General features: G+C 71.2%; 23 protein-coding genes and 1 pseudogene. 16 read left to right on the plus strand and 8 right to left on the minus strand.

From position 1 onward, the window contains the following. Positions 1 to 86: 86 nt before the first annotated feature. A complete protein-coding gene (locus tag IL992_RS12425; protein ID WP_193203503.1) occupies positions 87 to 581 on the minus strand; it encodes an ATP-binding protein in 495 nt (164 codons plus the stop codon). A 225-nt stretch (positions 582 to 806) separates the two neighbouring features. On the opposite strand from IL992_RS12425, the gene IL992_RS12430 reads away from it, so the two are divergent. Continuing rightward, positions 807 to 1,706 carry a helix-turn-helix domain-containing protein gene (locus IL992_RS12430; protein WP_193203504.1) on the plus strand — a complete coding sequence of 300 codons (900 nt, stop codon included), beginning with the start codon at positions 807 to 809 and terminating at the stop codon, positions 1,704 to 1,706. 1 nt (position 1,707) lies between these two features. On the opposite strand, the gene IL992_RS12435 is transcribed toward IL992_RS12430, so the two are convergent. The 3 genes and pseudogenes from IL992_RS12435 to IL992_RS12445 all read right to left on the minus strand — a co-directional run. Next, positions 1,708 to 2,607: a LysR substrate-binding domain-containing protein gene (locus tag IL992_RS12435; protein WP_193203505.1), complete on the minus strand. Its 900-nt coding sequence runs from the start codon at positions 2,605 to 2,607 to the stop codon at positions 1,708 to 1,710. A 78-nt stretch (positions 2,608 to 2,685) separates the two neighbouring features. Beyond that, the gene (locus IL992_RS12440) at positions 2,686 to 3,414 is read right to left on the minus strand and encodes an ABC transporter permease (RefSeq protein WP_193203506.1); all 729 of its coding nucleotides are present in this window, start codon (positions 3,412 to 3,414) and stop codon (positions 2,686 to 2,688) included. A gap of 71 nt (positions 3,415 to 3,485) precedes the next feature. Then, a pseudogene (locus tag IL992_RS12445) lies at positions 3,486 to 4,154 on the minus strand (ABC transporter ATP-binding protein); the annotation flags it as partial. A 64-nt stretch (positions 4,155 to 4,218) separates the two neighbouring features. On the opposite strand from IL992_RS12445, the gene IL992_RS12450 reads away from it, so the two are divergent. Next, the gene (locus IL992_RS12450; protein WP_193203508.1) at positions 4,219 to 4,911 is read left to right on the plus strand and encodes a TetR/AcrR family transcriptional regulator; all 693 of its coding nucleotides are present in this window, start codon (positions 4,219 to 4,221) and stop codon (positions 4,909 to 4,911) included. Here the strand turns inward: IL992_RS12450 and IL992_RS12455 are convergent. Continuing rightward, positions 4,865 to 5,551 (minus strand): TetR/AcrR family transcriptional regulator, encoded by a 687-nt coding sequence (locus tag IL992_RS12455; protein WP_226872845.1) that lies wholly within the window; start codon positions 5,549 to 5,551, stop codon positions 4,865 to 4,867. The two genes, IL992_RS12450 and IL992_RS12455, sit on opposite strands and share 47 nt — an antisense overlap. A gap of 129 nt (positions 5,552 to 5,680) precedes the next feature. On the opposite strand from IL992_RS12455, the gene IL992_RS12460 reads away from it, so the two are divergent. The 13 genes from IL992_RS12460 (at position 5,681) to rocD (ending at position 17,410) form a co-directional block, all read left to right on the plus strand. Next, positions 5,681 to 6,712 (plus strand): DMT family transporter, encoded by a 1,032-nt coding sequence (locus IL992_RS12460; protein WP_193203509.1) that lies wholly within the window; start codon positions 5,681 to 5,683, stop codon positions 6,710 to 6,712. 30 nt (positions 6,713 to 6,742) lie between these two features. Then, a complete protein-coding gene (locus IL992_RS12465) occupies positions 6,743 to 7,567 on the plus strand; it encodes an MBL fold metallo-hydrolase (protein WP_193203510.1) in 825 nt (274 codons plus the stop codon). A gap of 32 nt (positions 7,568 to 7,599) precedes the next feature. Beyond that, a complete protein-coding gene (locus IL992_RS12470; RefSeq protein WP_193203511.1) occupies positions 7,600 to 8,286 on the plus strand; it encodes a DsbA family oxidoreductase in 687 nt (228 codons plus the stop codon). Between the two features lie 485 nt (positions 8,287 to 8,771). After that, on the plus strand, positions 8,772 to 9,983 hold the full coding sequence (locus IL992_RS12475) for an aminotransferase class I/II-fold pyridoxal phosphate-dependent enzyme (protein WP_226872846.1): 1,212 nt from the start codon (positions 8,772 to 8,774) through the stop codon (positions 9,981 to 9,983). Then, positions 9,973 to 10,479 (plus strand): DUF6190 family protein, encoded by a 507-nt coding sequence (locus IL992_RS12480; RefSeq protein ID WP_193203512.1) that lies wholly within the window; start codon positions 9,973 to 9,975, stop codon positions 10,477 to 10,479. The genes IL992_RS12475 and IL992_RS12480 overlap by 11 nt, the downstream gene beginning before the upstream one ends. Before the next feature lie 8 nt (positions 10,480 to 10,487). Next, positions 10,488 to 11,315, plus strand: a complete 828-nt coding sequence (locus IL992_RS12485; RefSeq protein ID WP_319018508.1) for a dihydrodipicolinate synthase family protein — start codon at positions 10,488 to 10,490, stop codon at positions 11,313 to 11,315. Further along, positions 11,312 to 12,151, plus strand: a complete 840-nt coding sequence (locus tag IL992_RS12490) for an iron-containing redox enzyme family protein (protein ID WP_193203514.1) — start codon at positions 11,312 to 11,314, stop codon at positions 12,149 to 12,151. Before IL992_RS12485 ends, IL992_RS12490 begins: the two co-directional genes overlap by 4 nt. Then, positions 12,148 to 12,480 (plus strand): Rieske (2Fe-2S) protein, encoded by a 333-nt coding sequence (locus IL992_RS12495; RefSeq protein WP_193203515.1) that lies wholly within the window; start codon positions 12,148 to 12,150, stop codon positions 12,478 to 12,480. The genes IL992_RS12490 and IL992_RS12495 overlap by 4 nt, the downstream gene beginning before the upstream one ends. Continuing rightward, complete coding sequence (locus IL992_RS12500) at positions 12,477 to 13,955, plus strand: purine-cytosine permease family protein (RefSeq protein ID WP_319018509.1); 1,479 nt, start codon at positions 12,477 to 12,479, stop codon at positions 13,953 to 13,955. Before IL992_RS12495 ends, IL992_RS12500 begins: the two co-directional genes overlap by 4 nt. Further along, positions 13,952 to 14,668 (plus strand): DsbA family oxidoreductase, encoded by a 717-nt coding sequence (locus IL992_RS12505; protein ID WP_193203516.1) that lies wholly within the window; start codon positions 13,952 to 13,954, stop codon positions 14,666 to 14,668. Before IL992_RS12500 ends, IL992_RS12505 begins: the two co-directional genes overlap by 4 nt. A gap of 128 nt (positions 14,669 to 14,796) precedes the next feature. Beyond that, a complete protein-coding gene (locus IL992_RS12510) occupies positions 14,797 to 15,246 on the plus strand; it encodes an Lrp/AsnC family transcriptional regulator (RefSeq protein WP_193203517.1) in 450 nt (149 codons plus the stop codon). Between the two features lie 107 nt (positions 15,247 to 15,353). Next, a complete protein-coding gene (gene ddaH / locus IL992_RS12515; RefSeq protein ID WP_193203518.1) occupies positions 15,354 to 16,208 on the plus strand; it encodes a dimethylargininase in 855 nt (284 codons plus the stop codon). Further along, complete coding sequence (rocD, locus tag IL992_RS12520; RefSeq protein WP_193203519.1) at positions 16,205 to 17,410, plus strand: ornithine--oxo-acid transaminase; 1,206 nt, start codon at positions 16,205 to 16,207, stop codon at positions 17,408 to 17,410. Before ddaH ends, rocD begins: the two co-directional genes overlap by 4 nt. Here the strand turns inward: rocD and IL992_RS12525 are convergent. After that, on the minus strand, positions 17,379 to 18,962 hold the full coding sequence (locus tag IL992_RS12525) for an alkaline phosphatase D family protein (protein WP_193203520.1): 1,584 nt from the start codon (positions 18,960 to 18,962) through the stop codon (positions 17,379 to 17,381). The genes rocD and IL992_RS12525 overlap by 32 nt on opposite strands. A 257-nt stretch (positions 18,963 to 19,219) precedes the next feature. On the opposite strand from IL992_RS12525, the gene IL992_RS12530 reads away from it, so the two are divergent. After that, positions 19,220 to 20,542 (plus strand): Glu/Leu/Phe/Val family dehydrogenase, encoded by a 1,323-nt coding sequence (locus tag IL992_RS12530; RefSeq protein WP_193203521.1) that lies wholly within the window; start codon positions 19,220 to 19,222, stop codon positions 20,540 to 20,542. Positions 20,543 to 20,604: 62 nt separating this feature from the next. On the opposite strand, the gene IL992_RS12535 is transcribed toward IL992_RS12530, so the two are convergent. Together IL992_RS12535 and IL992_RS12540 are read right to left on the minus strand one after the other, a co-directional pair. Continuing rightward, complete coding sequence (locus IL992_RS12535) at positions 20,605 to 21,495, minus strand: Gfo/Idh/MocA family protein (protein ID WP_193203522.1); 891 nt, start codon at positions 21,493 to 21,495, stop codon at positions 20,605 to 20,607. A 34-nt stretch (positions 21,496 to 21,529) separates the two neighbouring features. Continuing rightward, the gene (locus tag IL992_RS12540) at positions 21,530 to 22,459 is read right to left on the minus strand and encodes an NAD-dependent epimerase/dehydratase family protein (protein ID WP_193203523.1); all 930 of its coding nucleotides are present in this window, start codon (positions 22,457 to 22,459) and stop codon (positions 21,530 to 21,532) included. Positions 22,460 to 22,464 lie beyond the last annotated feature (5 nt).

Consider the following 22,464-nt stretch of genomic DNA (forward strand, 5'->3'; position numbering starts at 1 on the left):
GACGGCGCGGCCCGCCCAGTTCGGCGGGCCGCCCGGCAGGCGAACGGATTCGGACCCGCCCGGCAGGCGAACGGATTCGGGGCCACTCAGGAGGCGGGCGAGGCGTCGAACAGCGCCCAGACGACCTTGCCCCCGCCGCGGGTGAGGATCCATCCCCACGCCGCGGTCAGCGCCTCGACCAGATGCAGCCCCCGGCCCGATTCCGACAGGTCGCTCCAGGGCGAGACCGCGGGCACCCGGGCGCTGGCGTCGCTCACGCCGCAGCCGATATGAAACCGGTGCTTCACCAGCCTCAGCCGGATCGGCGGGGCGTCGGCGGGGTCGCCGGGAGCGTGCCTCAGCGCGTTCGTCACCAACTCCGACACCACAAGCTGCGCGTCCGGCACGAGGCCGGGTAGGCCCCAGCCGCACAACGTCCTGGCGGTGAAGTCACGGGCCGCGGCGGCGGACGTGGTGCGCCCGTGAAAGGTGCACGTCGCCGACGGAGGCAGGGATACGCCGGCGATATCTTCCCGCTCGAACATCGAGGTCAACCACGGAGGCGCTGTCGCGGCTCCCGGGCCCGCCAGGTCTGCTGTCATCGCCGATCCCTCAGGTCTCACCCATTACATGATGTGAATTTCCCTGCCGTCGTGTATCTTGCCCTGTGCCTTGCGGATGCAAGCACGCGTGCACGTGCAAATGTCGCGCGTCCCCGACTTTCCGTGGAAGTTCCCAGAAAAGACGGCCTCACCCCGGTCCGGTAGGATGATCAACCCGATTGTTTCACTAGGGATTTTTCCGGGAGCGCCGCCGATGGAGCGATCGTGAACGCACAGGCGGGCAGCACCGCCCCCGTACCGGTCGGGATCGCCCGCGGCGGCCCGACGGCCCTGCGGCTTCTGCTCGGGGCCCAGCTCAGGCGACTGCGCCGGGCGAGCGGCATCACCCCCGAGGAGGCGGCCCGTGCCATCCGCGGGTCGCACGCCAAGATCAGCCGGCTTGAGCTCGGCCGGGTCGGCTTCAAGGAGCGGGACGTCGCCGACCTGCTCACCCTCTACGGCATCACCGACGCCGACGACCGTGCCGTGCTGCTCGACCTGGCGCGGCAGGCGAACATCCCCGGATGGTGGCACAAGTACAGCGACGTGCTGCCGGGGTGGTTCGAGTTCTACGTCGGGCTGGAGGAGGCGGCGTCCGTCATCCGCTGCTACGAGTTGCAGTTCGTGCCCACGCTGCTGCAGACGCCCGAGTACGCGCGGGCCCTCGTCCTGCGGAGCAACGCGGGGCGGTCCGCCGACGACGTCGACCGGCGCGTGGACCTCAGGATGCGCCGGCAGGAGCGGCTGACCGGGCCCGAGGCGGCGACCCTGTGGGCCGTGATGGACGAGGGGGCGCTGCGCCGCCCGATCGGCGGCCGGAAGGTGATGCGGGCCCAGCTGGAACACCTCATCGAGGTGACCAAGCAGCCGAACATCACGCTGCAGATCGTGCCGTTCGACCACGGCGGGCACGCCGCGTGCGGGGGGCCTTTCACGATCCTGCGCTTCGAAGCGCCCGAGCTGCCCGACGTCGTCTACCTGGAGCAGCTCACCAGTGCCCTCTATCTGGACAAGCCCGAGGACACCGAGGCGTACACGCAGGTGATGAACGAGGTGTGCGTGGACGCCCGGCCGGCTACGCAGACCGGCGCTTTCCTGGAGGAACTGCTCACCGACCTCGGGTGAACTACCTCCTGGAGAAGAACGCCTGGCAGGTCTCGGCGAAGGCGACCGCCCGGGCGGTGGGCCGCACGCCGCGCACCGAGGCGAGGACGACGTCGAGCGCGGGCACGTCGTCGCTGATCGGGACGCACGCGACCCGGCCGCCGTCGTAGGTCTGGTCGTTCTCGGCCCGCTGGTTGAGTATCGAGTAGCCGTGCCCGCCCGCCACCAGTGAGCGCGCCGTCTCGTAGCTCGACGTGCGGAACCGCACGCGCGGCTCGGTGGGATAGATGGCCCGGAAGTAGTCGCGGCTGCGCGGCAGGTCCAGCAGGATCATCGGCTCGGCCGCCAGGTCCGCCAGCGACACCGTCTCCGCCTGGGCCAGCGGATGCTCCGGCGGCAGCAGCGCGTACGGCCTGGCCCGGGTGAGCGTCCGGATGTCGAGGTCGAGGGCGAGGTCGATGGCGTAGACGAGGGCGACCTCGCACCGTCCGTCGAGCAGGGCCGACTCCATGGCGGAGATCTCGCCTTCCGCGACGCTGACCCGCACCCCCGGATACCTCTCGGCGAACTCGCGCAGCAACCGGGACAGGTAGAACGGCGCGAGCGTGGTCAGGCAGCCGACGGCGAGCTCACCGGTCAGCGACCCCGCGAGGCCCCGCGCCGACTGGGCGAGCGCCGCGGCGTGGGACAGGAACTCCCTGGCCTCGACAAGGAAGCGCTCACCCGCGCGGGTCAGCGAAAGCCCGCGGGCGTGGTGGCGGATCAGGAGCTGGACGCCCAGCTCCCGCTCCACCTGGGCGATGGCGGCCGAGATGGCCGACTGCGCCACCATGAGCTCTCTGCTGGCCGCGGTCATGCTGCCGAGCTCGGCCGCGGTTACGAAGTAACGCAGCTGGACGAGGGTGAAGTTGACGTCCGCCACGCACCCATTGTGACCGTCCGCGTGCCCGACGGCGCCCGCAAACCGGTATCAACTTCGAATGCCTTTTCCTAGCCCTGATCAGGCGTTTTCCCTTTGGAAACGACTGGTGCCCAGGGTAACGCCCAGGACGGCGAAGGCCAGGGACACGACGACCCCCCAGACCAGGGCGGACGACGCGTAGGAACCGGCGAAAAGCGCGCGCAGTCCCTCGACCGCGTACCTGAACGGCGTGAGCCGCGACACCACGTCGAGCCAGGCGGGGGCGAGCGACATCGGCAGCAGCGCGCCCGACAGCAGCATCAGCGGGACCACCAGGGTGGACATCACGGGCGCGAACAGCTCCTGCCGCAGCGTGAGCGCCGCCGTGTACGACAGCGACGCCATGCCCACCGACAGCACGGTGGTCAGCAGCAGCGCCCCCAGCACCCCCGCGAGCGGCGCCCGCAGGCCCAGCGCGTACGCGGCCACGACGATCGCCACCGCCTGGACCAGCAGCACGACGCTGTCCCTGAGCACCCGGCCGAGCAGCAGCGTCACCCGGCTCACCGGCGTGACCCGCAGCCGTTCGAGCACACCGAACCGCTGGTCGAAGACGATGGTGAAGCCCGCCATTCCCGCGCTCGTCAACCCGAGCTGCACCAGCAGGCCGGGCACGAGGACGGCCCACGAGCCCACGCCGCTGCGGTCGAACAGCGGGCCGAACAACACGAGGTAGAGGAACGGCTGCAGGGCGCTGAAGACCAGGCTGAACTTGTTCCCGAAGGAGACGCGCAGGTAGTGCCCGGTCAGGGCGGCGAGGGCGGTCACGCGGCGGCCCCCTCGCGCAGCTCGCGGCCGGTGACGGCGAGGAAGACGTCGTCGAGCGTCCGCGCGCCGTGCTCGGACTTCAGCTCGTCCGGGGTGCCCTCGGCGACGATCCGGCCGTGGTCGATGATCAGGACGCGGTCGCAGAGCGCGTCGGCCTCCTCCAGGTAGTGGGTCGTGAGGAAGACCGTCAGGCCGTCCCGTTCGCGCAGCCGCCGCACGTGGTCCCACAGGTTGGCGCGGCTCTGCGGGTCGAGCCCGGTCGTGGGCTCGTCGAGGAAGAGCAGCTCGGGCCGGTGGAGCAGCCCCATCGCGATGTCCAGCCGGCGCTTCTGGCCGCCCGACATCGTGACCGTCGTACGCTCCTCGACCCCGGGCAGGTCCAGCTCGGCGAGCAGGGTGGTCACCCGTTCGCGGGCCTGCTCCCTGTTCAGGCCGTACAGGCGGGCCTGGAGCACGAGCTCCTCCCCCACCGGGGAGAACGGGGCGAACGCGCCGCCCTGGGCGACGTAGCCGATGCGGCGGCGTACGCCCGCTGGGTCGGCGAACAGGTCGGCGCCGGCGACCGTGGCGGTGCCGGACGTGGGGCGCAGCAGCGTGGTCAGCATGCGCAGCGTGGTGGTCTTGCCCGCGCCGTTCGGTCCGAGGAAGCCGACGATCTCCCCCGCGGAGACGTCGAGATCGATCCCCCGGACGGCCTCGACCGGGCCGAAGGTCTTGGTGAGCCCTCTGGCGTGAATCATGCCGGGTAGAGTAACACCAATTTTGGTGTCACTTAAAGATTGTGCTCGCCCTTACAATCGAGGCGTGGAAGAGGGCCTGCGGGAGCGGAAGAAGCGGGAGACCCGGCAGCGGATCGCCGACATGGCGATGGGACTGTTCCTGCAACGGGGGTTCGACAACGTCACGGTGGCCGAGGTGGCCAGGGCCGCCGACGTGTCGGTCAACACGGTGTTCAACTACTTCCGCACCAAGGAGGACCTGTTCCTCGACCGCAGCGAGGAGAGCGAGGACATGCTGGCCCGGGCCGTGCGCGAGCGCCGCGCGGGCGAGACGGCGGTCGAGGCGGTGCGGCGCGACTTCTTCGAGGCCCTCGACGCCGGCGACTGGCGTTACGGGATGAGCGAGGGCCTGGACCTGTTCACGCAGCGGGTGCGGGAGAGCCTGGCGCTCCAGTCACGGGTGCGCATGCTGGAGGTCAACCGGGAGGAGCGGCTGGCCCGGACGCTCGCCGAGGAGACCGACGCCGATCCCGACGACCTGACGCCGTGGCTGGTGGCGGCGCAGATCTGCGCCACCGTCCGCGCGCTGACCCGCCACTTCGCGATGCGGCAGATGGCCGGCGAGGACGCGGCGCTGATCAGGGCGGACGTCAGGGAGCACGCCGAGCGCGCCTTCGACCTGCTGGAGCGCGGGATCGGCGGCTACTGCCCGCGGCCCGAGCCCGGATCGCTCAGCCTCCCGCAAGCCGGCGAGCGCTCCACACCAGCGCCTCGGTGACGCGGGCCTGCGACAGGCCCAGGGTGTGCCGCTGGAACTGGTAGACCTCGGGCGCGAGCGGCGCCAGCACGGCGTCCGCCGTTCCCTCGGGGTCCGGCACCCCGGCCTCGGTCAGCAGCATCCGCACGTGTGTGCGCCAGAAGCGGTAGGCGCCGGTGCCGAACCGCGCGCTCCCGGTCTCGGCCCCCAGCACGAGGTGCAGGTGACGCTCCAGCAGGTCGATCATGGCGATGTAGAACGCGGCGAGCCGGTCGGCCGGTGAGGCACCCGGGCCGAGCGGCGGCGGGCCGTTCAGGATGTGTCCCTGCACCTGCCGCTCGTGCTCGTCCAGCAGGGCCGTCGCGATCGACGCGGGGTCGGGATAGCGCCGGTAGAGCGTGGCCCGCCCCACCCCCGCCGCCTTGGCGATCTCGTCCATCGTGACGTGCCGCGCGTCCCTCGTCGCGAAGAGCTGTTCGGCCGCCTTCAGCACGCGCATGCGGTTGCGCGCGGCGTCCGCCCGTTCCCGCACCGGCGCCGGGCGGCCCGGTTCGAGGTCGAGCACGGGCAGTTCCCGGCCGGCGCCGGCCGGCGTGATCCCCTCCGGGGGAACACGGCCGTTTCTCCGGTTCCCGCCGGGATCCATCAACCCGTTGTTCATGAGGACATCCTAGTCCCCCGGCGGAACGATGTGGACAGAGCGTCCACTTTTGCCTTACGCTCATCCGGACACCCTGTCCGTTTCTGGCCCGGTTTCTCGAAATCCGGTTCTTTCAGAAGAGGGATCGCGATGCATGCCCTGTTCCTCGCCTCGGCACTGCTGGTCGGCTGCTTACTGGCAGTGCAAGCCTCGGTGAACCTCCAGCTCAACAAGGCCGTCGGGACGCCGTACGGCGCCTCGACCCTGCAGTTGAGCGTGGCGACGGCCCTGCTGGCGCTCCTCGCGGTCGCCGTCGGGGCGATCGGCGCCGTCCGCCTCGTGCCCGGTGTCCCGTTCTGGCACCTGCTCGGAGGTCTGGCCAGCCCGCTCTACATCACCAGCGGGATCCTGCTCTTCCCCCGGCTCGGCGCGCTGGCCGCGGCGGGCCTGTTCGTGACCGGCCAGATGTTCGCGTCGCTCGGGCTGGACCTGTTCGGCCTGCTCGGCATCGCGCGCAAGCCGCTCAGCGTCGGCATCGCGCTCGGCGCGCTCGCAGTCCTCGCCGGCATCACGGTCATCATCCGGGGACAGCGCCCGGCGCAGACGCCGGCCCCGGCGGGACCGGCGCCCGGCGGCGCTCCCGGCACTTCCGGTCGTGGCGGGACGGCCACCGTCACCGCCCCGGCCGCGACGGCACCGGCGGCCGTACGCCGGACCGGCGGCCTCGGCCAGACCGGCTGGATCCTGCTGGGCATCGTGGCCGGCGCCGTCCTGCCGGTGCAGGGCGCGGTCAACGCCGCGCTCCGCAAGGACATCCACCAGCCGGTGACCACCGCCATGATCAGCTTCATCGTGGCCACGATCACCATCGCCGTGGTGCTGATCGTCCTGCTGGCGACGCGCCGCACCCCCCGGCCGCAGCTCGGCGGGCTGCGCACGATGCCCTGGTGGGGCTGGCTCGGCGGCGCCTGCGCCGCGGCGTACGTCACCGCGACCTTCACGCTCATCCCCACGATCGGCGCCGCCACCACCGTGGCGCTGACCGTGACCGGCCAGCAGGTCGCCTCGGCCGTGATCGACAACTACGGCCTCCTGCGGCTGCCCCGGCGCCCGCTCACCGCGCCGCGCCTGACCGGTCTCGCCCTGCTCATCGTCGGCTCGGTGCTCGTCCAGCTCACCTGAGCGAACCCACCGCGGAAAGGACCCCCCTCCATGACCTCCTATCTGCGCAGCCCATACGAGGCGACACCCGGCGTCACCACGCTGCCGTCGTCCCTCCCCATCACCGGCGCCGGCCTGCTGCCGGTGAACGCCTACCTGATCCGCGGCCCGCAGCCGATCCTCGTCGACACGGGCATGGCGATCGACCGCGGCTATTTCGAGAAGGCCCTGTGGTCCCTGGTCGACCCGGCCGACCTGCGCTGGATCGTGCTCACGCACGACGACAGGGACCACGCGGGCAATCTCAAGGAGATCCTCATGGCGGCGCCGCAGGCCAAGGTCGTCACGAACGGCCTGGCCGTCGCCCGGCTCGGCGAGGAGTGGGACGTGCCCCCGAACCGCGTCCTGCAGGTCAACCCCGGCCGCACGCTCGACCTCGGGGGCAGGATCGTCTCCCTGCTGCGCCCACCCGCCTACGACTCCCCCTCGACGCTGGCCCTCTACGACCACGCCACCCGCTCGCTGTTCAGCGCGGACAGCTTCGGCGCGATCCTGCCGACCCCGGCGGAGGACGCCCAGGACGTCCCGGAGAGCGACTACCTCGCCGGGATGGCCCTGTTCACCAGGGCCAACGCCCCCTGGACCGCACTGGCCGACCCGGCCAAGTTCGACGCCGTGCTGGACGACCTGCTCCGGCTGGCTCCCCGGCACATCCTCAGCTCGCACGGCGCCACCGTCGTGGAGCGCACCGAGACGCTCGTGAAGACCCTGCGCGAGGTGCCCTCCATGACGCCGTGGCTGCCGGACGAGGACGTGCTGGTGGAGGCCGTGCTCGCCCAGCACGAGGGGGCCACGCTCAGCGCCGGCGCGGCCTGAGCGCCACGAGGCACGACACAAGGAGAACGTCGATGACGACGACACTGACCCCGGAACCCGGCACCATCATCATCTTCTCGGACATCTGGTGCTCCTTCGCGCACATAGCCGTGCACCGGCTCCACAAGACCCGGGAACGGCTGGGCCTGACCGACCGGGTCCGGTTCGACCACCGCGCCTTCCCCCTGGAGTTGCTCAACGACGCGCCCAGCCCCCGGCCGGGGACCGACAGCGAGGTGGGCCGGATGGCCGCGCTGGAACCCGACGCGGGATGGCAGCTGTGGCAGGCGAAGGACTGGCTGTACCCGTCCACGACGCTGCCCGCGCTGGAGGCCGTCCAGGCGGCCAAGGAGCAGGGGTTCACGGCGTCCGAGCAGCTCGACCTGGCGCTGCGGAGGGCGTTCTGGGCCGAGTCGCGGTGCATCAGCCACCGAAAGGTCATCCTGGACGCCGCCGCGTCCACCGGCGTGGTGGACGTGGACGCCCTGGCGGCCGCGCTCGACGACGGCCGGGCACGCAGGACGCTGTCCGAACAGGCCGCCATCGCGGCGACCGACCGGGTGAACTGCAGCCCGCACCTGTTCCTGCCGGACGGCACCGACCACGCCAACCCCGGAATCGAGGTCGGCTGGGCCGGCTCGTACGGCATCGGCTGGCCCGTCGTCTCCTCCGACGACCCGAGCGTGTTCGAGGACATCCTCAAGCGCGCCGCCGCCTGACCGAAGCCCTCTCCCGGGCACCCCGGACGGCCCCCGGGAGCACGGCACAGCTCCCGGGAACACGGCACAGCCCTCTCCCGGGGACACAGAACGCCGGCGGACCCGGGCGGCCCGTCGGCGCAGCACGCGACCGGCTCTTTCATCGGCGCGCGCCGGAACATCGACGCGCGCCGATTCTTTATGGACGACCCCCATTCCTGAGTTAATCGACGCGAATTTGGATTACCCAGAGTAAGCATCCGGTGACGCGAAACCCGGACCATTGTGGAAATCCGGAAAGAAGCATTTCCCGTCTCACCCGTTGACTCCGCCGTAAGTGGGACGTACCTTTCTATCGCGATGCCCGGCACGGGCAAAAACGGGAGTGACGTTCCTCCCCGCTTCTCCGTAAGAAGGAGCTCGCGGCGAAGCCGCCGCCTCCGACGCATGTCTTCCCGCACCACTCTTGCGCTACTCCATGTTCCGCACCAGTGAAGGGATCTGCCATGAACAATGTCGGTACGCAAAACGAAGAGACACCGCTCAGCGCGTCGGGGACGCCGGACGTGACCGCGTTCGTCGACCTCACCCAGCACGAGATTCAGGCCCTGAAGACCCGGTGGAACCTCGCCGACGCGCACACCCACCAGCGTCAGTCCGCCGGCCAGGACAAGATCGTCTCCCGCCTCCCCGACCTGTGGTACGAGGCCGAGGAAAACCAGCAGGCGTATTTCGAGCAGCGATTCATCGACGCCTTCTTCCGGCTGCACAGGCAGCCCACCGCGGCGGCCGCCGGCAAAACGTGGCTGTCGTATTCGGCCAGCGTCTCCACAATGGTCGCCGCCATGTACCTGATGCAGCGGAACATGTCGGTCGGCCTCATCGAGCCGTGCTTCGACAATCTCGTCGACCTGCTCAAGCACATGCGGGTCGAACTCACCGCGCTACCGGAGGAGTCGCTCGCCGATCCGGCCAGCATTTACGCGAACCTGAGCACGCTGGAAACAGACGCGCTCTATCTGGTCGACCCCAACAATCCGACCGGATTCAGCCTCCTCCAGTACGGGATGGACGGATTCCGCGAGGTCATCCGCTACTGCAAGGACCACGGCAAGCTGCTGATGCTCGACCTGTGCTTCGCGTCGTTCGCGCTGTGCGACGAGAGGATCGGGCGCATCGACATCTACAAGCTGCTGGAGGAGTCGGGCGTCTCGTACATGGCGCTGGAGGACACCGGCAAGACCTGGCCGGTGCAGGACGCCAAGTGCGCGATGCTGACGGTCAGCGACGACATCAAGGAGGACGTCTACAACATCCAGACGGCCGTCCTGCTGAACGTCTCGCCGTTCGTCCTCAACTTCCTCACCCAGTACGTCGAGGACTCCATCGAGGACAACTTCGCCTCGGTGCGCGACGTCATCACCGACAACCGGGCGATGGCCGTCAAGGCCGTCGAGGGCACGATCCTCGAGTACGTCGAGCCCGTGGTGAACACGAGCGTCGCGTGGTTCCGCATCAAGCCGGAGGACCTCACCGCGAGCGCGCTGCAGCAGCGGCTGCTGGAGGACGAGATCTACGTCCTGCCCGGCACGTACTTCTATTGGAACGACCCCGCGAAGGGCGAGCGCTACATCCGCGTCGCCCTCGCCCGCCGGCCCGGCACCTTCGCCTGCGCCATGCACCGGATGCGTGAGGTGCTGCTCGGCTATGAGCGGTGAGCCCTTCCTCGACGCCGCCCTGTTCATGGGCATGCACAGCCGCGACGACGAGGTCCGGCTGGGGTGCAAGCGCTTCTTCACCGAGCACCTGGCCGGCGACCGGGTCCTGATGAGCCTGGAGCACGTCGGGCGGTGCGACGACCTGGTCTGGCGGTACCCCCGCGAGACGCAGGACGAGTACTACCCGTTCATGGACAACCTGCACACCGACATGGCCATCGACCGCATCGGCTACGACGAGCAGGACCTGCGCCTCGCCCTCGAGGCCAAGGCCCTGACCGACCTCCCCCTCCACGAGCGGCTGCTCGTGGCGATGGCGATGCGCCGCGACACGGTCGTGGTGACGGCCAGCCCCCGGCTGAGCCTGCGCCCCGACCTCCCGGTCCGGCCCGTGGAGCCGGCGAAACCGGCCGATGAGGAACCGGTGTTCCCGGCGCCACTGGAGCGGCTCTACGAGCGCTCCCTGGCCCTGCGAGTCGACGTCGACGACCTGTGAGGTGACCCGTGTACCCAGCGAAGCACGCGAAGCACTCGGGGACGATCGTCCCCATGGTCACGCCCCTGACCGAGTCGGGCGAGGTGTCCGAGCCGAGCGTACGGCGGCTCATCGACTCCCTCCGGAGCGAGGTCACCGGGCTGATGCCCGCGCTGTCCACCGGCGAGGGATGGAAGCTGTCGGATCGGCAGTGGCACGACGTCGTCGCCTGCGCCGTCCGCCACGCGGACGGGCTGCCCGTCCTGGCCGGCGTCCAGTCGCCGACCACCGATGAGGTGATCACCAGGGCGAAGGAGGCCCAGGCGCTCGGCGTGGCGGCCATCGCCGTCACCACCCCCTTCTCGCCCGACCTGACGCAGGAGGAGATCTACGAGCACTACCGGGCGATCCGGGAGGCCGTGCCGGTCCCGCTGTTCGTCTACAACGAGAAGGCGCTGTCGGGCAACCAGATCGAACTGGACACCCTGGTGCGCGTCTGCGCCCTGCCCGACGTCGTCGGCGTCAAGGAGTCCAGCGGGTCGGCCGAGTTCACCAGGAAGCTCGTCGCCGCGGTCCCCGGGATCCCGGTGTTCGAGGGCTGGGAGAACCTCCTGCACGAGGTGACGGGGCCCGGCGGGGTCGCCGGGTTCATCGGCCCCCTGGCCAACCTGGAGCCCGGCCTCGCCAACGCGATGCTGGCCCGGCCGACCGCGGAGCGGCAGCGGCGGATCGACGCGACGTGCGAGCGGTACGGCCTGTTCAGCGACGACTGGTACCGGCACCTGAAGAAGGAGCTGCACCGGCGCGGGGTCATCGACAGCGCCGCGGTGGCCGGGGAAGCGGAGGGACGGGGATGACGCAGATCCGGTCCGGCGACTCCGCCCAGAAGCGGCTCTACATCTGCAACCGCTCGGTCCTCACGCCGGAGCGGTACGCCGAGCTGTGGGAGATCGAGCGCGACTGGGTGGTGCCACTGGCCGCCGAGCACGAGGAGCGCGCTCCTCGCTTCGGGTTCCGCATCGAGTTGATCGACGCGCTCCACGACCTGCTGGCCAAGGAGCAGGCCAACCCCTCCGGCGACGAGCGCTTCCTCGCCGAGGAGGCCACCCTCGACCAGTTCAAGACGGTGGTCGCGGAGTTCGCCGTCGACGGCCTGGTGGAGTCGCAGTCCCACATCGGGATCCTGCGCCGCCTGCCGTCGAAGTCGCGCATGGCCGTGCTGCGCGTGCTCATCGACGAGTTCGGCTGCGGCAACGACGACATGGAGCACTCACGGCTCTACCGCGATCTGGTGACCGAGCTGGGCATGCCCACCGACCTGGAGCACTACGTGGACCGGGCCGGGGACGCCAGCTTCGCGTACGTCAACCTGTTCCACTGGCTGGCCGACCGGGCGCCGGCGCCGGAGTACTTCCTCGGCGCGTACGCGTACTTCGAGGCCAGCGTGCTGTACGCCTTCAAGCCCTTCGCGGCCGCGGCGAAACGGCTCGGCATCCGCAACGACAGGTATTACACAGAACATCTGTACATCGACAGCTTCCACTCCAAGCAGATGCAGACCGCGATCCGGGCGCTGGGCGAGCACCGCGAGGTCGACCTGGCGAAGGTGTGGGCCGGCGTCACGCTGACCAGCGCCGTCATCGCGGAGGCCACGGAGGCGGCGGTGGACAGGGCGAGGAAGGTGCCCGCATGACCGGCAACGCGGGGCAGGGCGTCTCGCTGCGCCAGATAGCGCCCGACCTCCTGCTCATCGAGGCGGCGGGCAGGCGGGTGCTGACCCAGGCGGAGTGCCCCCACCGCAGGGGACGGCTGCGCTACGGCTACCTCAACAGCCGGACGCTGCGGATCACCTGCCCGCTGCACCACTCGACGTTCGACCTGCTCACCGGGCGGCAGGTGGCCGGCCCTCCGTGTGGGTCGCTGCGCGTGACGCTGCTGCCCGAGGACGCCGCGTCTCCTCGGTCGGCGGAGGAGGCGGCGGCGTACGCCGAGGCCGTCCGGCCCGAGGCGGGTGCTCCGTGACCACCCGCGAGCTGCCCGCCCAGGTCACCGGGCAGAGCACCGGGCAGAGCACCCGGGTGGAGGCGCACGGCGTCGACCGGATCCCGGACGGCGAGCGCACCGCCTCGCCCCGCGAGTTCCTGTGGATCTGGCACTCGGCCCAGTTCTCGTTCGGCACGGTGGTGCTCGGCTCGGTGCCGGTGAGCTTCGGCCTGAGCTGGACGGCCTCCGTCACGGCGATCCTGGTGGGGCTGCTGATCGGCACGGCGGTGTTCGCACCGCTTGTGCTGTTCGGCAAGCGCACCGGCGCGAACGACCCGGTGTCCAGCGGCGCCCACTTCGGCGTGCGCGGCCGGGTCGTCGCCAACGTCATCACGATCGTGGTCGCGATCGGGTTCTTCTCGATCGCGGTCTGGACGGGCGCCACGGCGATCCTCGCGGCCGGACAGCGGGTGCTCGGCACCCCTGCCGGCCCGGCCGGCCTCGCCGTCACGATGCCGCTGATGGCGCTGGCCGTCGTGGTGGTCGCCGTGTACGGATACGGCGCGCTGCTGGCCACGTACAAGGCCATGACGGTGATCGGCGGGCTGGTGCTGCTGGCGCTGGTCGTGGTGCTGCTGCCCCGTTTCGACCCGGGGCACGCGGGCGGGCCGTACGCGCTGGGCGACTTCTGGCGGACCTGGCTGCTGGCCGTGTCCTTCAGCGCCACGCTGCCCGTGTCGTACTCGACGTTCCAGGGCGACTACAGCCGCTACCTGTCGCCGCGGACCCGCGACCGGGCCGCGGTCGCGTACAACGGCGCGGCGATGTACGTGAGCAACGCGCTCGCGCTCATCGGCGGCGCCTACGTCACCACCATGCTGAAGGACGGGTCCGCGCCCTGGATCCTCGGCGTGGCCGACGTGGTCCCCCGCTGGTTCGCCGTCGTGGTGATCGCGTTCGGTTTCGCCGGCACGCTGCCGCAGGCGGCGCTGTGCCTGTACGCGGCGGGCCTTTCGGCCAACTCGATCCTGTGGCGGCTGCGCCGCGTCGGAGATTCCCGTGCCGCGGCGACGTGGCTGATGTGGGTGCTCGGCGTCGCCACGCTCTACGTCGGAGCGATCGTCTTCGACGCCGTCGAGTCGATCTCGACCTTCGTGCTGATCCTGCTCGTTCTCGTCTCGCCGTGGAGCGCGATCATGCTGGTCGGGTTCGCCCTGCGGCGGGGCCGGTACGACCCCGACGACCTGTACGGCTTCGCCCGGCCCGGCCACCGTGGCCGTTACTGGTTCACCGGGGGGTTCAACCTCCGGGCCCTGGGGGCGTTCGTCCCCGCGGTGGTCCTGGGACTGCTGTTCGTGGACAACACGATCTACACCGGCCCGCTCGCCGGCCTGGCGGGCGGGGTGGACCTGAGCTGCCTGGTGCCGTTCTGCACGGCGGCGCTGCTCTACGCCGCGCTGTGCCTGCTTTTCCCCGAGCGGACGGCCGTACCGACCGGAGGTGATCCGAGGTGACAAGAGACCCGCGGCTGCCCGAGTCGCCCGACACGATCGTCGTCTTCTCCGACCTCAACTGCTCCTTCGCCCACCTGGCCGTTCACCGCCTGCACGAGGCGCGGCGGCGGCTCGGCCTGGAGGGACGGCTGTGGTTCGACCACCGCTGCTTCCCGCTCGAGCTGTTCAACCGGACCGTGAACGAGCGCCCGGGGGTGGACTCGGAGGTGTCGGTGGTGGGCGCGCTCGACCCCGGCGCCGGCTGGCGGCTGTGGCAGGGGCCCGACTGGACCTACCCGGTCACGATGCTGCCGCCGCTGGAGGCCGTGCAGGCGGCCAAGGCGCAGAGCCTGCACGCCTCGGAACAGCTCGACCTGGCGTTGCGCCGGGCCTTCTGGGCCGAGGGCCGGTGCATCTCGCTGCGGCACGAGATCCTCGACGTCGCGGCCTCCACCGGGGCGGTCGACGTCGAGGTGCTGGCCGAGGCGCTCGACGACGGCCGCGCCAGGCGGGCGGTGATGGATCAGTTCGAGACGGCCAGGCACGGCCGGGTCACCTGCAGCCCCCACGTGTTCCTGTACGACGGAACCGACGTCGCCAATCCCGGCGTGCGGGCGCGGTGGGTCAACGGCGACTTCGGGGTGGGCTTCCCGGTCATCGAGGCCGACGACCCGACCGTCTACACGGATCTGCTGGCCAGGGCGGCCGAGCTGATCTGCGAGGCGGCGGCCTGACGACCCGCCGCCGCCGGAAACAGGGCGCGGGCCCGGTGAGGGGGCCCGCGCCCTGTGCTGCGTGGCGCGGCGCGGCCGCATGCCCCGCGCGGGGGCATGCCGGGCCCGGCGGCTGTATACAGATCCATGTGAGGTTGGACGAGCTTGATCGCGCCATTATCCGGGCCCTCGTCGAGGACGCCCGGGCGACGTACGCCGAGATAGGCGCTCAAGTCGGGCTGTCGGCTCCGGCCGTGAAGAGGCGGGTCGACCGGCTCATCGCCAGCGGCGCGATCACCGGCTTCAGCGCCCGGGTGGAGCCGTCGGCCCTCGGCTGGACCACCGAGGCGTACGTCGAGCTGTACTGCCGGGGCAAGACCTCACCCGCGGAGATCGGCATGGCCGTGTCCCGGCACCCGGAGGTCGTCTCGGCCTGCACGGTCACCGGCGAGGCCGACGCGCTGCTGCACATCCGCGCGACCGACGTGCGGCACGTCGAGCGGGTGATCGAACGCCTGGCGGCCGAGCCGTTCGTGGTCCGCACCAAGAGCTCGATCGTGCTGTCGCGGCTGATTAACGGATCGCTGGAAAACGGGTGAAGGACGCAACCGATCCACACGTGATCGCAACGCGGGCGCATTGGATTGTCGCCTTCCGATTCCTACGCTGAAGTCCCGTTCACCCGGTTTCCCGCTTGGAGTCGACGATGACACTCGCGCCAGCCACCGAGACCACGGAAAGTGGTCGTACGGGCACGGCCCGGCATTTCCTGATGTGCCGGCCCGAGTTCTTCACGGTCTCGTATTCCATCAACCCGTGGATGCATCCCGAGAAGGGCGCCGACACGACCAGGGCGCTGCGGCAGTGGGAGAGCCTCCGGCAGGCGTACGAGAGCCTGGGCCACACCGTGAGCCTGATCGACCCGATCGAGGGCCTGCCGGACATGGTGTTCGCCGCGAACGGCGCGCTCGTCGTGGACGGACGGGTCTACGGGGCCAGGTTCGCCCACCCGGAACGCGCCGCCGAGGGCCCCGCCTACCTGCGGTGGTTCGTCGAACGGGGATACGAGACACTGGAGGCGTCCTTCACCAACGAGGGCGAGGGCGACTACCTGACGCTCGACGAGATGATCCTGGCCGGGACGGGCTTCCGCACCGACGTGGCGGCGCACATGGAGGCCCAGGAGTTCCTCGGCCGGCCGGTCGTCACGCTGCGCCTGGTCGACCCGAGGTACTACCACCTCGACACCGCTCTGTTTCCGCTGGACGGCCACAACGTGGCGTACTATCCGGAGGCGTTCAGCGAGGGCAGCAGGAAGGTGCTGCGGCGGCTGTTCCCCGACGCCGTGATCGCCACGTCCGCGGACGCGGAGGTGCTGGGCCTCAACGCGGTGAGCGACGGCCGCAACGTCGTCGTCAACGCCGAGGCGACCGGGCTGGTCCTGGAACTCAAGCGCCGTGGCTTCGAGGTCGTCCCGGTGGACCTCAGCGAGCTGCGCAAGGCCGGCGGCGGGCCCAAGTGCTGCACCCTCGAGATCCGGCCGAACAGGGAGATTCGATGAACAGCGAGGAACTGATCCGGCTCAGCGAGAGCCACAGCGCGCACAACTACCACCCGCTGCCCGTCGTGATCAGCTCGGCCGAGGGCGCCTGGGTCACCGACGTGGAGGGCAAGCGGTATCTCGACTGCCTGGCCGGCTACTCCTCGCTGAACTTCGGCCACGGCAATCCCACGATCCTCGCGGCGGCCCGCGAGCAGCTCGACCGGCTGACGCTGACCAGCCGGGCGTTCTACCACGACCGGTTCGCCGCGTTCGTGACCGGCCTTTCCGAGCTGTGCGGCAAGGACATGGTCCTGCCGATGAACACCGGCGCGGAGGCCGTCGAGACCGCCGTCAAGGTCGCCCGCAAGTGGGGTTACGAGGTCAAGGGCGTCGCCCCCGACCAGGCCAACATCGTCGTGATGGAGGACAACTTCCACGGCCGCACCACGACCATCGTGGGCTTCTCCACCGACCCCGAGTCGCGGGACGGCTTCGGCCCCTTCTCCCCCGGCTTCCGGATCGTCAAGTACGGCTCCGCCGAGGCGGTCAGGGAGGCGATCGACGAGAACACGGTGGCCGTGCTGCTTGAGCCCATCCAGGGCGAGGCCGGCGTGCTGGTCCCGCCGGACGGCTACCTGGCCGCGGTCCGGGAGATCTGCACCGACAACAACGTGCTGTTCGTGGCCGACGAGATCCAGTCGGGCCTCGGCCGCACCGGCGACACGTTCGCCTGCGACCACGAGCGCGTCGTCCCCGACCTGTACGTCCTGGGCAAGGCCCTCGGCGGCGGCGTGGTCCCGGTCTCCGCGGTCGTCGCGAACGCCGACGTCATGGGCGTGATCGGGCCCGGCCAGCACGGCTCCACCTTCGGCGGCAACCCGCTGGCGTGCGCCGTCGGCGACGCGGTGATCGGGCTGCTGCGGACCGGCGAGTACCAGGCCAGGGCGCGCGAGCTCGGTGCGTTCCTGCACGCGCGCCTGGCGGATCTCGGCCCCGGGGTGGTGGCGGTGCGCGGGCGCGGGCTGTGGGCGGGCATCGACATCGACCCCTCGCTCGGCACCGGACGGCAGATCAGCGAGGCGCTCATGCGCCGCGGCGTGCTCGTCAAGGACACGCACGGCTCGACGATCCGCCTCGCGCCGCCCCTCGTCGTCTCCCGGGACGATCTGGCCTGGGCGGCGGACCAGCTCAGCGCGGTGCTGCGGGAGGCTCGGGCCTGATCCGCACCGTGTCCTGATCGCCGGTATCGGTGAACCACGTCACCGTGGCCTCCCCGGGCGCCAGGTCGATGGCGGTCATCATGTTGGGGAACCAGGGTCCCTTGCTGATGCGCCACCGCAACGGCGGCCGGGGAAGGCCCCCGGTCCTGGCCAGCACCCCGCCGAGCACGCCCGCCAGCCCGAACGACGCCACGATGTTCGCGAAGCGCAGCGTGCGGCTCAGCGGGTTGCGGATCGGCGAGCAGACGATCTGGTGGACGCGCCCGCCGCCCCGGCGCCGTACGGACGCCATGTAGGAGTAGTGGACGTCGCCCGACAGCAGCAGGACGGTCGCGGGCGGCCTGCCACGGCCGCCCGAGGCAACCTCCAGCACCACCTGCGCGAGTTCCTCGAACGACCTGCGGAAGGCCCCCCAGTGCTCCAGGTCGAGAAACTGCCGCACCCGCTCGCCCCACCGCGCCGCCCGGCGGCCCCAGATACCGTCGCAGACCGCCTCGTTCCAGCTCTCGACGTGGTGGATCCCGGCGGGCAGCAGGATCGGCAGCGAGGACCCGACGAGCAGGTGGTCGAAGTCGCCGGTGGCGTGCTTGTCGAACCAGTCCCACTCCCCGGGGTCGAGCATCCGCCGGCGTCCCGGCTCCAGCACCCGGGCGCTGCGGCTGTCCAGCACGATCAGCCGGCTGCCGCCCAGGTCCCTGTGGTAGCTCCAGCGCACCGAGTCGGGCTCCTTGTCGGCCCGCCGGGCGAAGGCGTCGAGCGCCTCGTCGCCGCCGCCCGCCCGCAGCGCGGCGAGCACGGGATCGGCCTCCCGCTCGGCCGGGGGCAGGTTTCCCAGGTGCTGGTAGACGTAGTACGAGCCGAGCGCCGAGACGATGCGCCGCTCCCACCAGGGCACCTCGGCCATCTGCTGACGCCAGACGTTCGAGGTGTTCCAGTCGTCCCTGACGTCGTGGTCGTCGAAGATCATCAAGGTGGGGACCGTGGCCAACAGCCAGCGGACCGGAGGGTCGGACCACGCCTGCCGGTACAGCTCGGCGTACTCCTCGAAATCGACGACCTCCTCGGGGCCTTCGTCCCTGCGCCCGGCGATGAACTCCTTCATGTCCGGGGTGAGCTCGTCGGCGTACACCTGGTCGCCGAGCAGCAGGATCAGGTCGGGCCGCTCGTCCGGCGACTCCATCAGGCGCAGGCCGTACGCCCGCAGGACGTCCGGGCCGTGCGTGCGCACATACGGCTCCTCGTGCGGCACGCTCGTCCGGCAGGAACCGAAGATCAGCCGGTCGAGGCGGGTCAGCGGGCGGATCACGCTGGGCGGCAGGCCCTCTTCCGGCCACACCCGCCGGTCGTCGAGCTCCACCTCGTAGGCCGCCGGGCCCTCGATGCCGACGTCGAGCAGGGCGTAGTGGTGGCCGTGCACGGTGAAGGTGCGCTCCTCGGAGCAGGCGTCGCCGGCCCGCACACGGACCGTGCAGGGCTCGGAGGTCTCCACCCAGACGGTCGCGGCGGCCGCGTCCACGTGGCGCAGCAGCGGGCCCAGCACAAGTTCCGGCACAAACCCTGTCTACTGCAAAAGGATGGCAAAGCGCGACTTGTGCTCGTCCGTCCGCCGCCGTTCACGGTGCGTGCGCCGGCCTATGCGCCGGAACGGCGAAATCCCGCCCGGCGATCTCCGTATTGGCCTATATCGCGACCACCCGGCGCACGGTTTGATCCAGATGTCGCTCCTCCCGGTCCGCCTTCCGCTGCCGTCAACGACGACGGCACACGGGGGCCGGGGGACGGCCACCCTTCCGACAGGAGAACAACAGAATGACCATCACGGACTTCCCGACAACGGCGTCGGGGGTTCGGTCTCCGATCCCCGGCCTCCATGCCCCCTCAGCGGGTGAGCGCGCCCTCGCCGCCGCCCGCTTCCAGCTCGCCGAGGCGTCCCGGTTCCTCGGCCTCGACGACGGCATGCACCACATGCTCGCCACGCCCCGCCGCTCGCTGACGGTCTCCGTGCCCGTACGGCGCGAGGACGGCCGCCTGGAGGTGGTGCAGGGTCACCGCGTGCAGCACAACCTGTCGCGCGGACCCGCCAAGGGCGGCATCCGCTTCCACCCCGCCACCGACCTCGCCGAGGTCACCGCCCTCGCCATGTGGATGACGTGGAAGTGCGCCCTCGTCGGCATCCCGTACGGCGGCGCCAAGGGCGGCGTCGCGGTGGACCCGGCCGCGCTGACCACCCGCGAGCTCGAGCGCGTCACACGGCGCTACGTCAACGAGATCCTGCCGCTCATCGGCCCGGAGAAGGACATCCCCGCGCCCGACGTGGGCACCGACGAGCAGACCATGGCCTGGATCATGGACACCTACAGCGCGAACGCGGGCTACTCCGTCCCTGGCGTGGTGACCGGCAAGCCCACGGCGCTCGGCGGCTCGCTGGGCCGCGCGGGCGCGACCTCGCGCGGCGTGCAGATCGCCGCGCTGCAGGCCCTGGCCCAGACGAGGGGGGCGCACTCCCCCGAGGGCACGACCGTGGCGGTGCAGGGCTTCGGCAAGGTGGGCGCGCTCGCCGCCCAGTATCTCGCCGACGCCGGCTGCCGTGTCGTGGCCGTCTCCGACGCGGGCGGCGCGGTCGTCCGGCCCTCCGGCCTCGACGTCGCCGCGCTGCGCGCCCACGCGGCCGAGACCGGGACGGTCCACGGCTACCGCGACGCCGACCCGCTCTCCCGCGACGAGCTGCTCGAACTCGACGTGGACGTGCTGGTGCCTGCCGCGCTCGAAGGCGTGATCACGGCGGACAACGCGCCGCGCGTACGGGCCCGCCTGGTCGTGGAGGGCGCCAACGGGCCCACCACGCCCGAGGCCGACCTGATCCTGGCCGGCAACGGGACCACCGTGGTCCCCGACATCCTGGCCAACGCCGGCGGGGTGATCGTGTCCTACCTGGAGTGGGTGCAGAACACCCAGGCGTACTCCTGGAGCGCCGGCGAGGTCGAGGTGAAGCTCCGCGACCTGATGGAGAACGCCTACCGGGCGGTCGCGGACCTGGCCGCGGAGCGCGACCTCACGCTCCGCCAGGCCGCCCACGCGATCGGGGTGGGGCGGGTGGCCGAGGCCCACCGGATGCGGGGCCTCTACCCCTGACGCCGCTTGCGAAGACGGCGACGATGACCGCCTCCCGGGAATATGCGGCTTCCGGGAGGCGGTCAGGCCGTCGCGGCCGTCACGATCTGTTCGCACAGCTCGTGGGTCGTCAGGGCGTCGTCGGCCGTGAGGATCCGCCCCTCCCGGACCGCGGCGAGGAACTCCCGGCAGATCTGCTCGATGCCGCGCTGCCGCGTCGCCGGGACCCAGTCGCCGCGTCTCGTGAGGACCTCGTCCCCGCCGAGGTCCACCACGTCGCCGAGGTTGACCACCCGCCGCTTCCCGCCGCCGCCCATGACCTCGCAGATCTCCTCGGCCGCGCCGCTGGTGCGGCTCATCACGCCGACGGCGGTGAAGTGGTCGCCGCCGAGCGTCAGCACCACGTGTTCGAGCAGGCCGTCCCGCACCCTGGTCCTGATCGCGGTGTCGGTGACCGGACCGGGGGCGAGGAAGCGCAGCGTGTCGGCCACGTGGATGAAGTCGTCGAAGACCACGGTCCGCGGGTCGCCGGGCAGGTCACGCCGGTTCTTCTGCATCACGACCACGTCGCGCGGCAGGTCGCGCAGGGCCGCGTACGCGGGGGCATGCCTGCGGTTGAACCCGACCATCAGCGACCTGTTCCGCTCATGCGCCAGCCGTACGAGCCCGGCGGAGGCCGCGGCGTCGTAGGCGAGCGGCTTGTCCACGTAGACGTGCACGCCCGCCTCCAGCAGCGTGGTCACGATCGGGACGTGCGCGGAGGTGGCCGCGTGCACGAAGGCCGCGTCGATCCCGGCCTCGGCGAGGCCGTCCACGGAGGTGAAGCGCGCGCCGATCCGGTAGGCGTCGCCGAGCCGGTCGAGCGCCGCCCGGTCGCGGGTGCACAGCAGCGGCTCGATGCCCGGCATCGCCGCCAGCACCGGCAGGTAGGCCTTCTCCGCGATGTCTCCCAGGCCGATGATCCCGACTCTCATGCCGGGGAGACTATCGCCGTCATTCCGGCGCCTTTCAGCGCCCCCGCCACCACGCCACCGTCTCCTTCACCCCGTCCTCGACCGGCGTCGGCGCGAACCCGAGGACCGCCTGGGAGGCGGAGGAGTCGAGCACGTACGGCCGGTCGAACTGATAACGGGTCTCCCCCAGCTCGCGCAGGAACGGCGACACGAGGCCCCCCGCCTTCAGCATCCACGCCGGCAGCCGCCGCAGGCGCGGCGCCGGGACGCCCGCGGTCTCGCACACCATCTCGGCGTACCGCCGCATCGTCAGGGGCGGCGCGGTCGGGACGTGCCAGGGCCGGCCCCAGGCGCGCTCCTCCTCCGCGGCCGCCGCCAGCGCCCGCACGACGTCGGGCAGGTACGTCCAGCTGTGCGGGATGTCGGGGTCGCTCACGACGGTGGCGGGCCTGCCCGCGAGCAGAGGCTCTAGGAGCCGCGGCCCCAGGTAGGACTGGTCGGACGACCGCGGCCCGTAGTAGTCCGAGCCGCGCACCTCGGTGACCCGCACCCGGCCGGCCTCGTGTGCGGCCCGCATCTCCTCCCACATCCGCGCCCTGACCAAGCCCTTCGTGCCCGTCGCCGCGAGCGGCAGATCCTCGGTCATCGGCCCGTCCACCGGGCCGTACCCGTACAGGTTGCCCAGCGTGACCAGGACGGCCCCGGACGACTCGGCGGCGGCCAGCAGCGAGGCCGCGATCGGCGGCCAGTCCAGGGGCCACCGGTGGTAGCGCGGGTTGGCGCAGTTGTAGAGCGCGTCGGCCCCCTCGGTGAGCCGCCGCATCACGGCGGCGTCGGCCGCGTCCGCGGCGACCGGCGAAATCCCGGGGTGTTCGGGGCCCGAGCCCGAGCGGGTGACAAGGGTCACCTCGTGCCCGCGCTCCGCCAGCGCGTCGGCGAGCCCGCCGCCGACCTGTCCCGCTCCGACGATCACATGCCTGCCCATCACTT

The organism is Microbispora sitophila, from assembly GCF_014892245.1.
GTDB classification, from domain to species: Bacteria; Actinomycetota; Actinomycetes; order Streptosporangiales; family Streptosporangiaceae; genus Microbispora; species Microbispora siamensis.

Bases quoted from the DNA above. Each gene is read 5' to 3' on its own strand.
- IL992_RS12425 (WP_193203503.1), bottom strand. From the start codon at position 581: ATGACAGCAGACCTGGCGGGCCCGGGAGCCGCGACAGCGCCTCCGTGG.
- IL992_RS12455 (WP_226872845.1), bottom strand. From the start codon at position 5,551: ATGAACAACGGGTTGATGGATCCCGGCGGGAACCGGAGAAACGGCCGT.
- IL992_RS12460 (WP_193203509.1), top strand. From the start codon at position 5,681: ATGCATGCCCTGTTCCTCGCCTCGGCACTGCTGGTCGGCTGCTTACTG.
- IL992_RS12465 (WP_193203510.1), top strand. From the start codon at position 6,743: ATGACCTCCTATCTGCGCAGCCCATACGAGGCGACACCCGGCGTCACC.
- IL992_RS12470 (WP_193203511.1), top strand. From the start codon at position 7,600: ATGACGACGACACTGACCCCGGAACCCGGCACCATCATCATCTTCTCG.
- IL992_RS12475 (WP_226872846.1), top strand. From the start codon at position 8,772: ATGAACAATGTCGGTACGCAAAACGAAGAGACACCGCTCAGCGCGTCG.
- IL992_RS12480 (WP_193203512.1), top strand. From the start codon at position 9,973: ATGAGCGGTGAGCCCTTCCTCGACGCCGCCCTGTTCATGGGCATGCAC.
- IL992_RS12490 (WP_193203514.1), top strand. From the start codon at position 11,312: ATGACGCAGATCCGGTCCGGCGACTCCGCCCAGAAGCGGCTCTACATC.
- IL992_RS12495 (WP_193203515.1), top strand. From the start codon at position 12,148: ATGACCGGCAACGCGGGGCAGGGCGTCTCGCTGCGCCAGATAGCGCCC.
- ddaH (WP_193203518.1), top strand. From the start codon at position 15,354: ATGACACTCGCGCCAGCCACCGAGACCACGGAAAGTGGTCGTACGGGC.
- rocD (WP_193203519.1), top strand. From the start codon at position 16,205: ATGAACAGCGAGGAACTGATCCGGCTCAGCGAGAGCCACAGCGCGCAC.
- IL992_RS12530 (WP_193203521.1), top strand. From the start codon at position 19,220: ATGACCATCACGGACTTCCCGACAACGGCGTCGGGGGTTCGGTCTCCG.
- IL992_RS12535 (WP_193203522.1), bottom strand. From the start codon at position 21,495: ATGAGAGTCGGGATCATCGGCCTGGGAGACATCGCGGAGAAGGCCTAC.
- IL992_RS12540 (WP_193203523.1), bottom strand. From the start codon at position 22,459: ATGGGCAGGCATGTGATCGTCGGAGCGGGACAGGTCGGCGGCGGGCTC.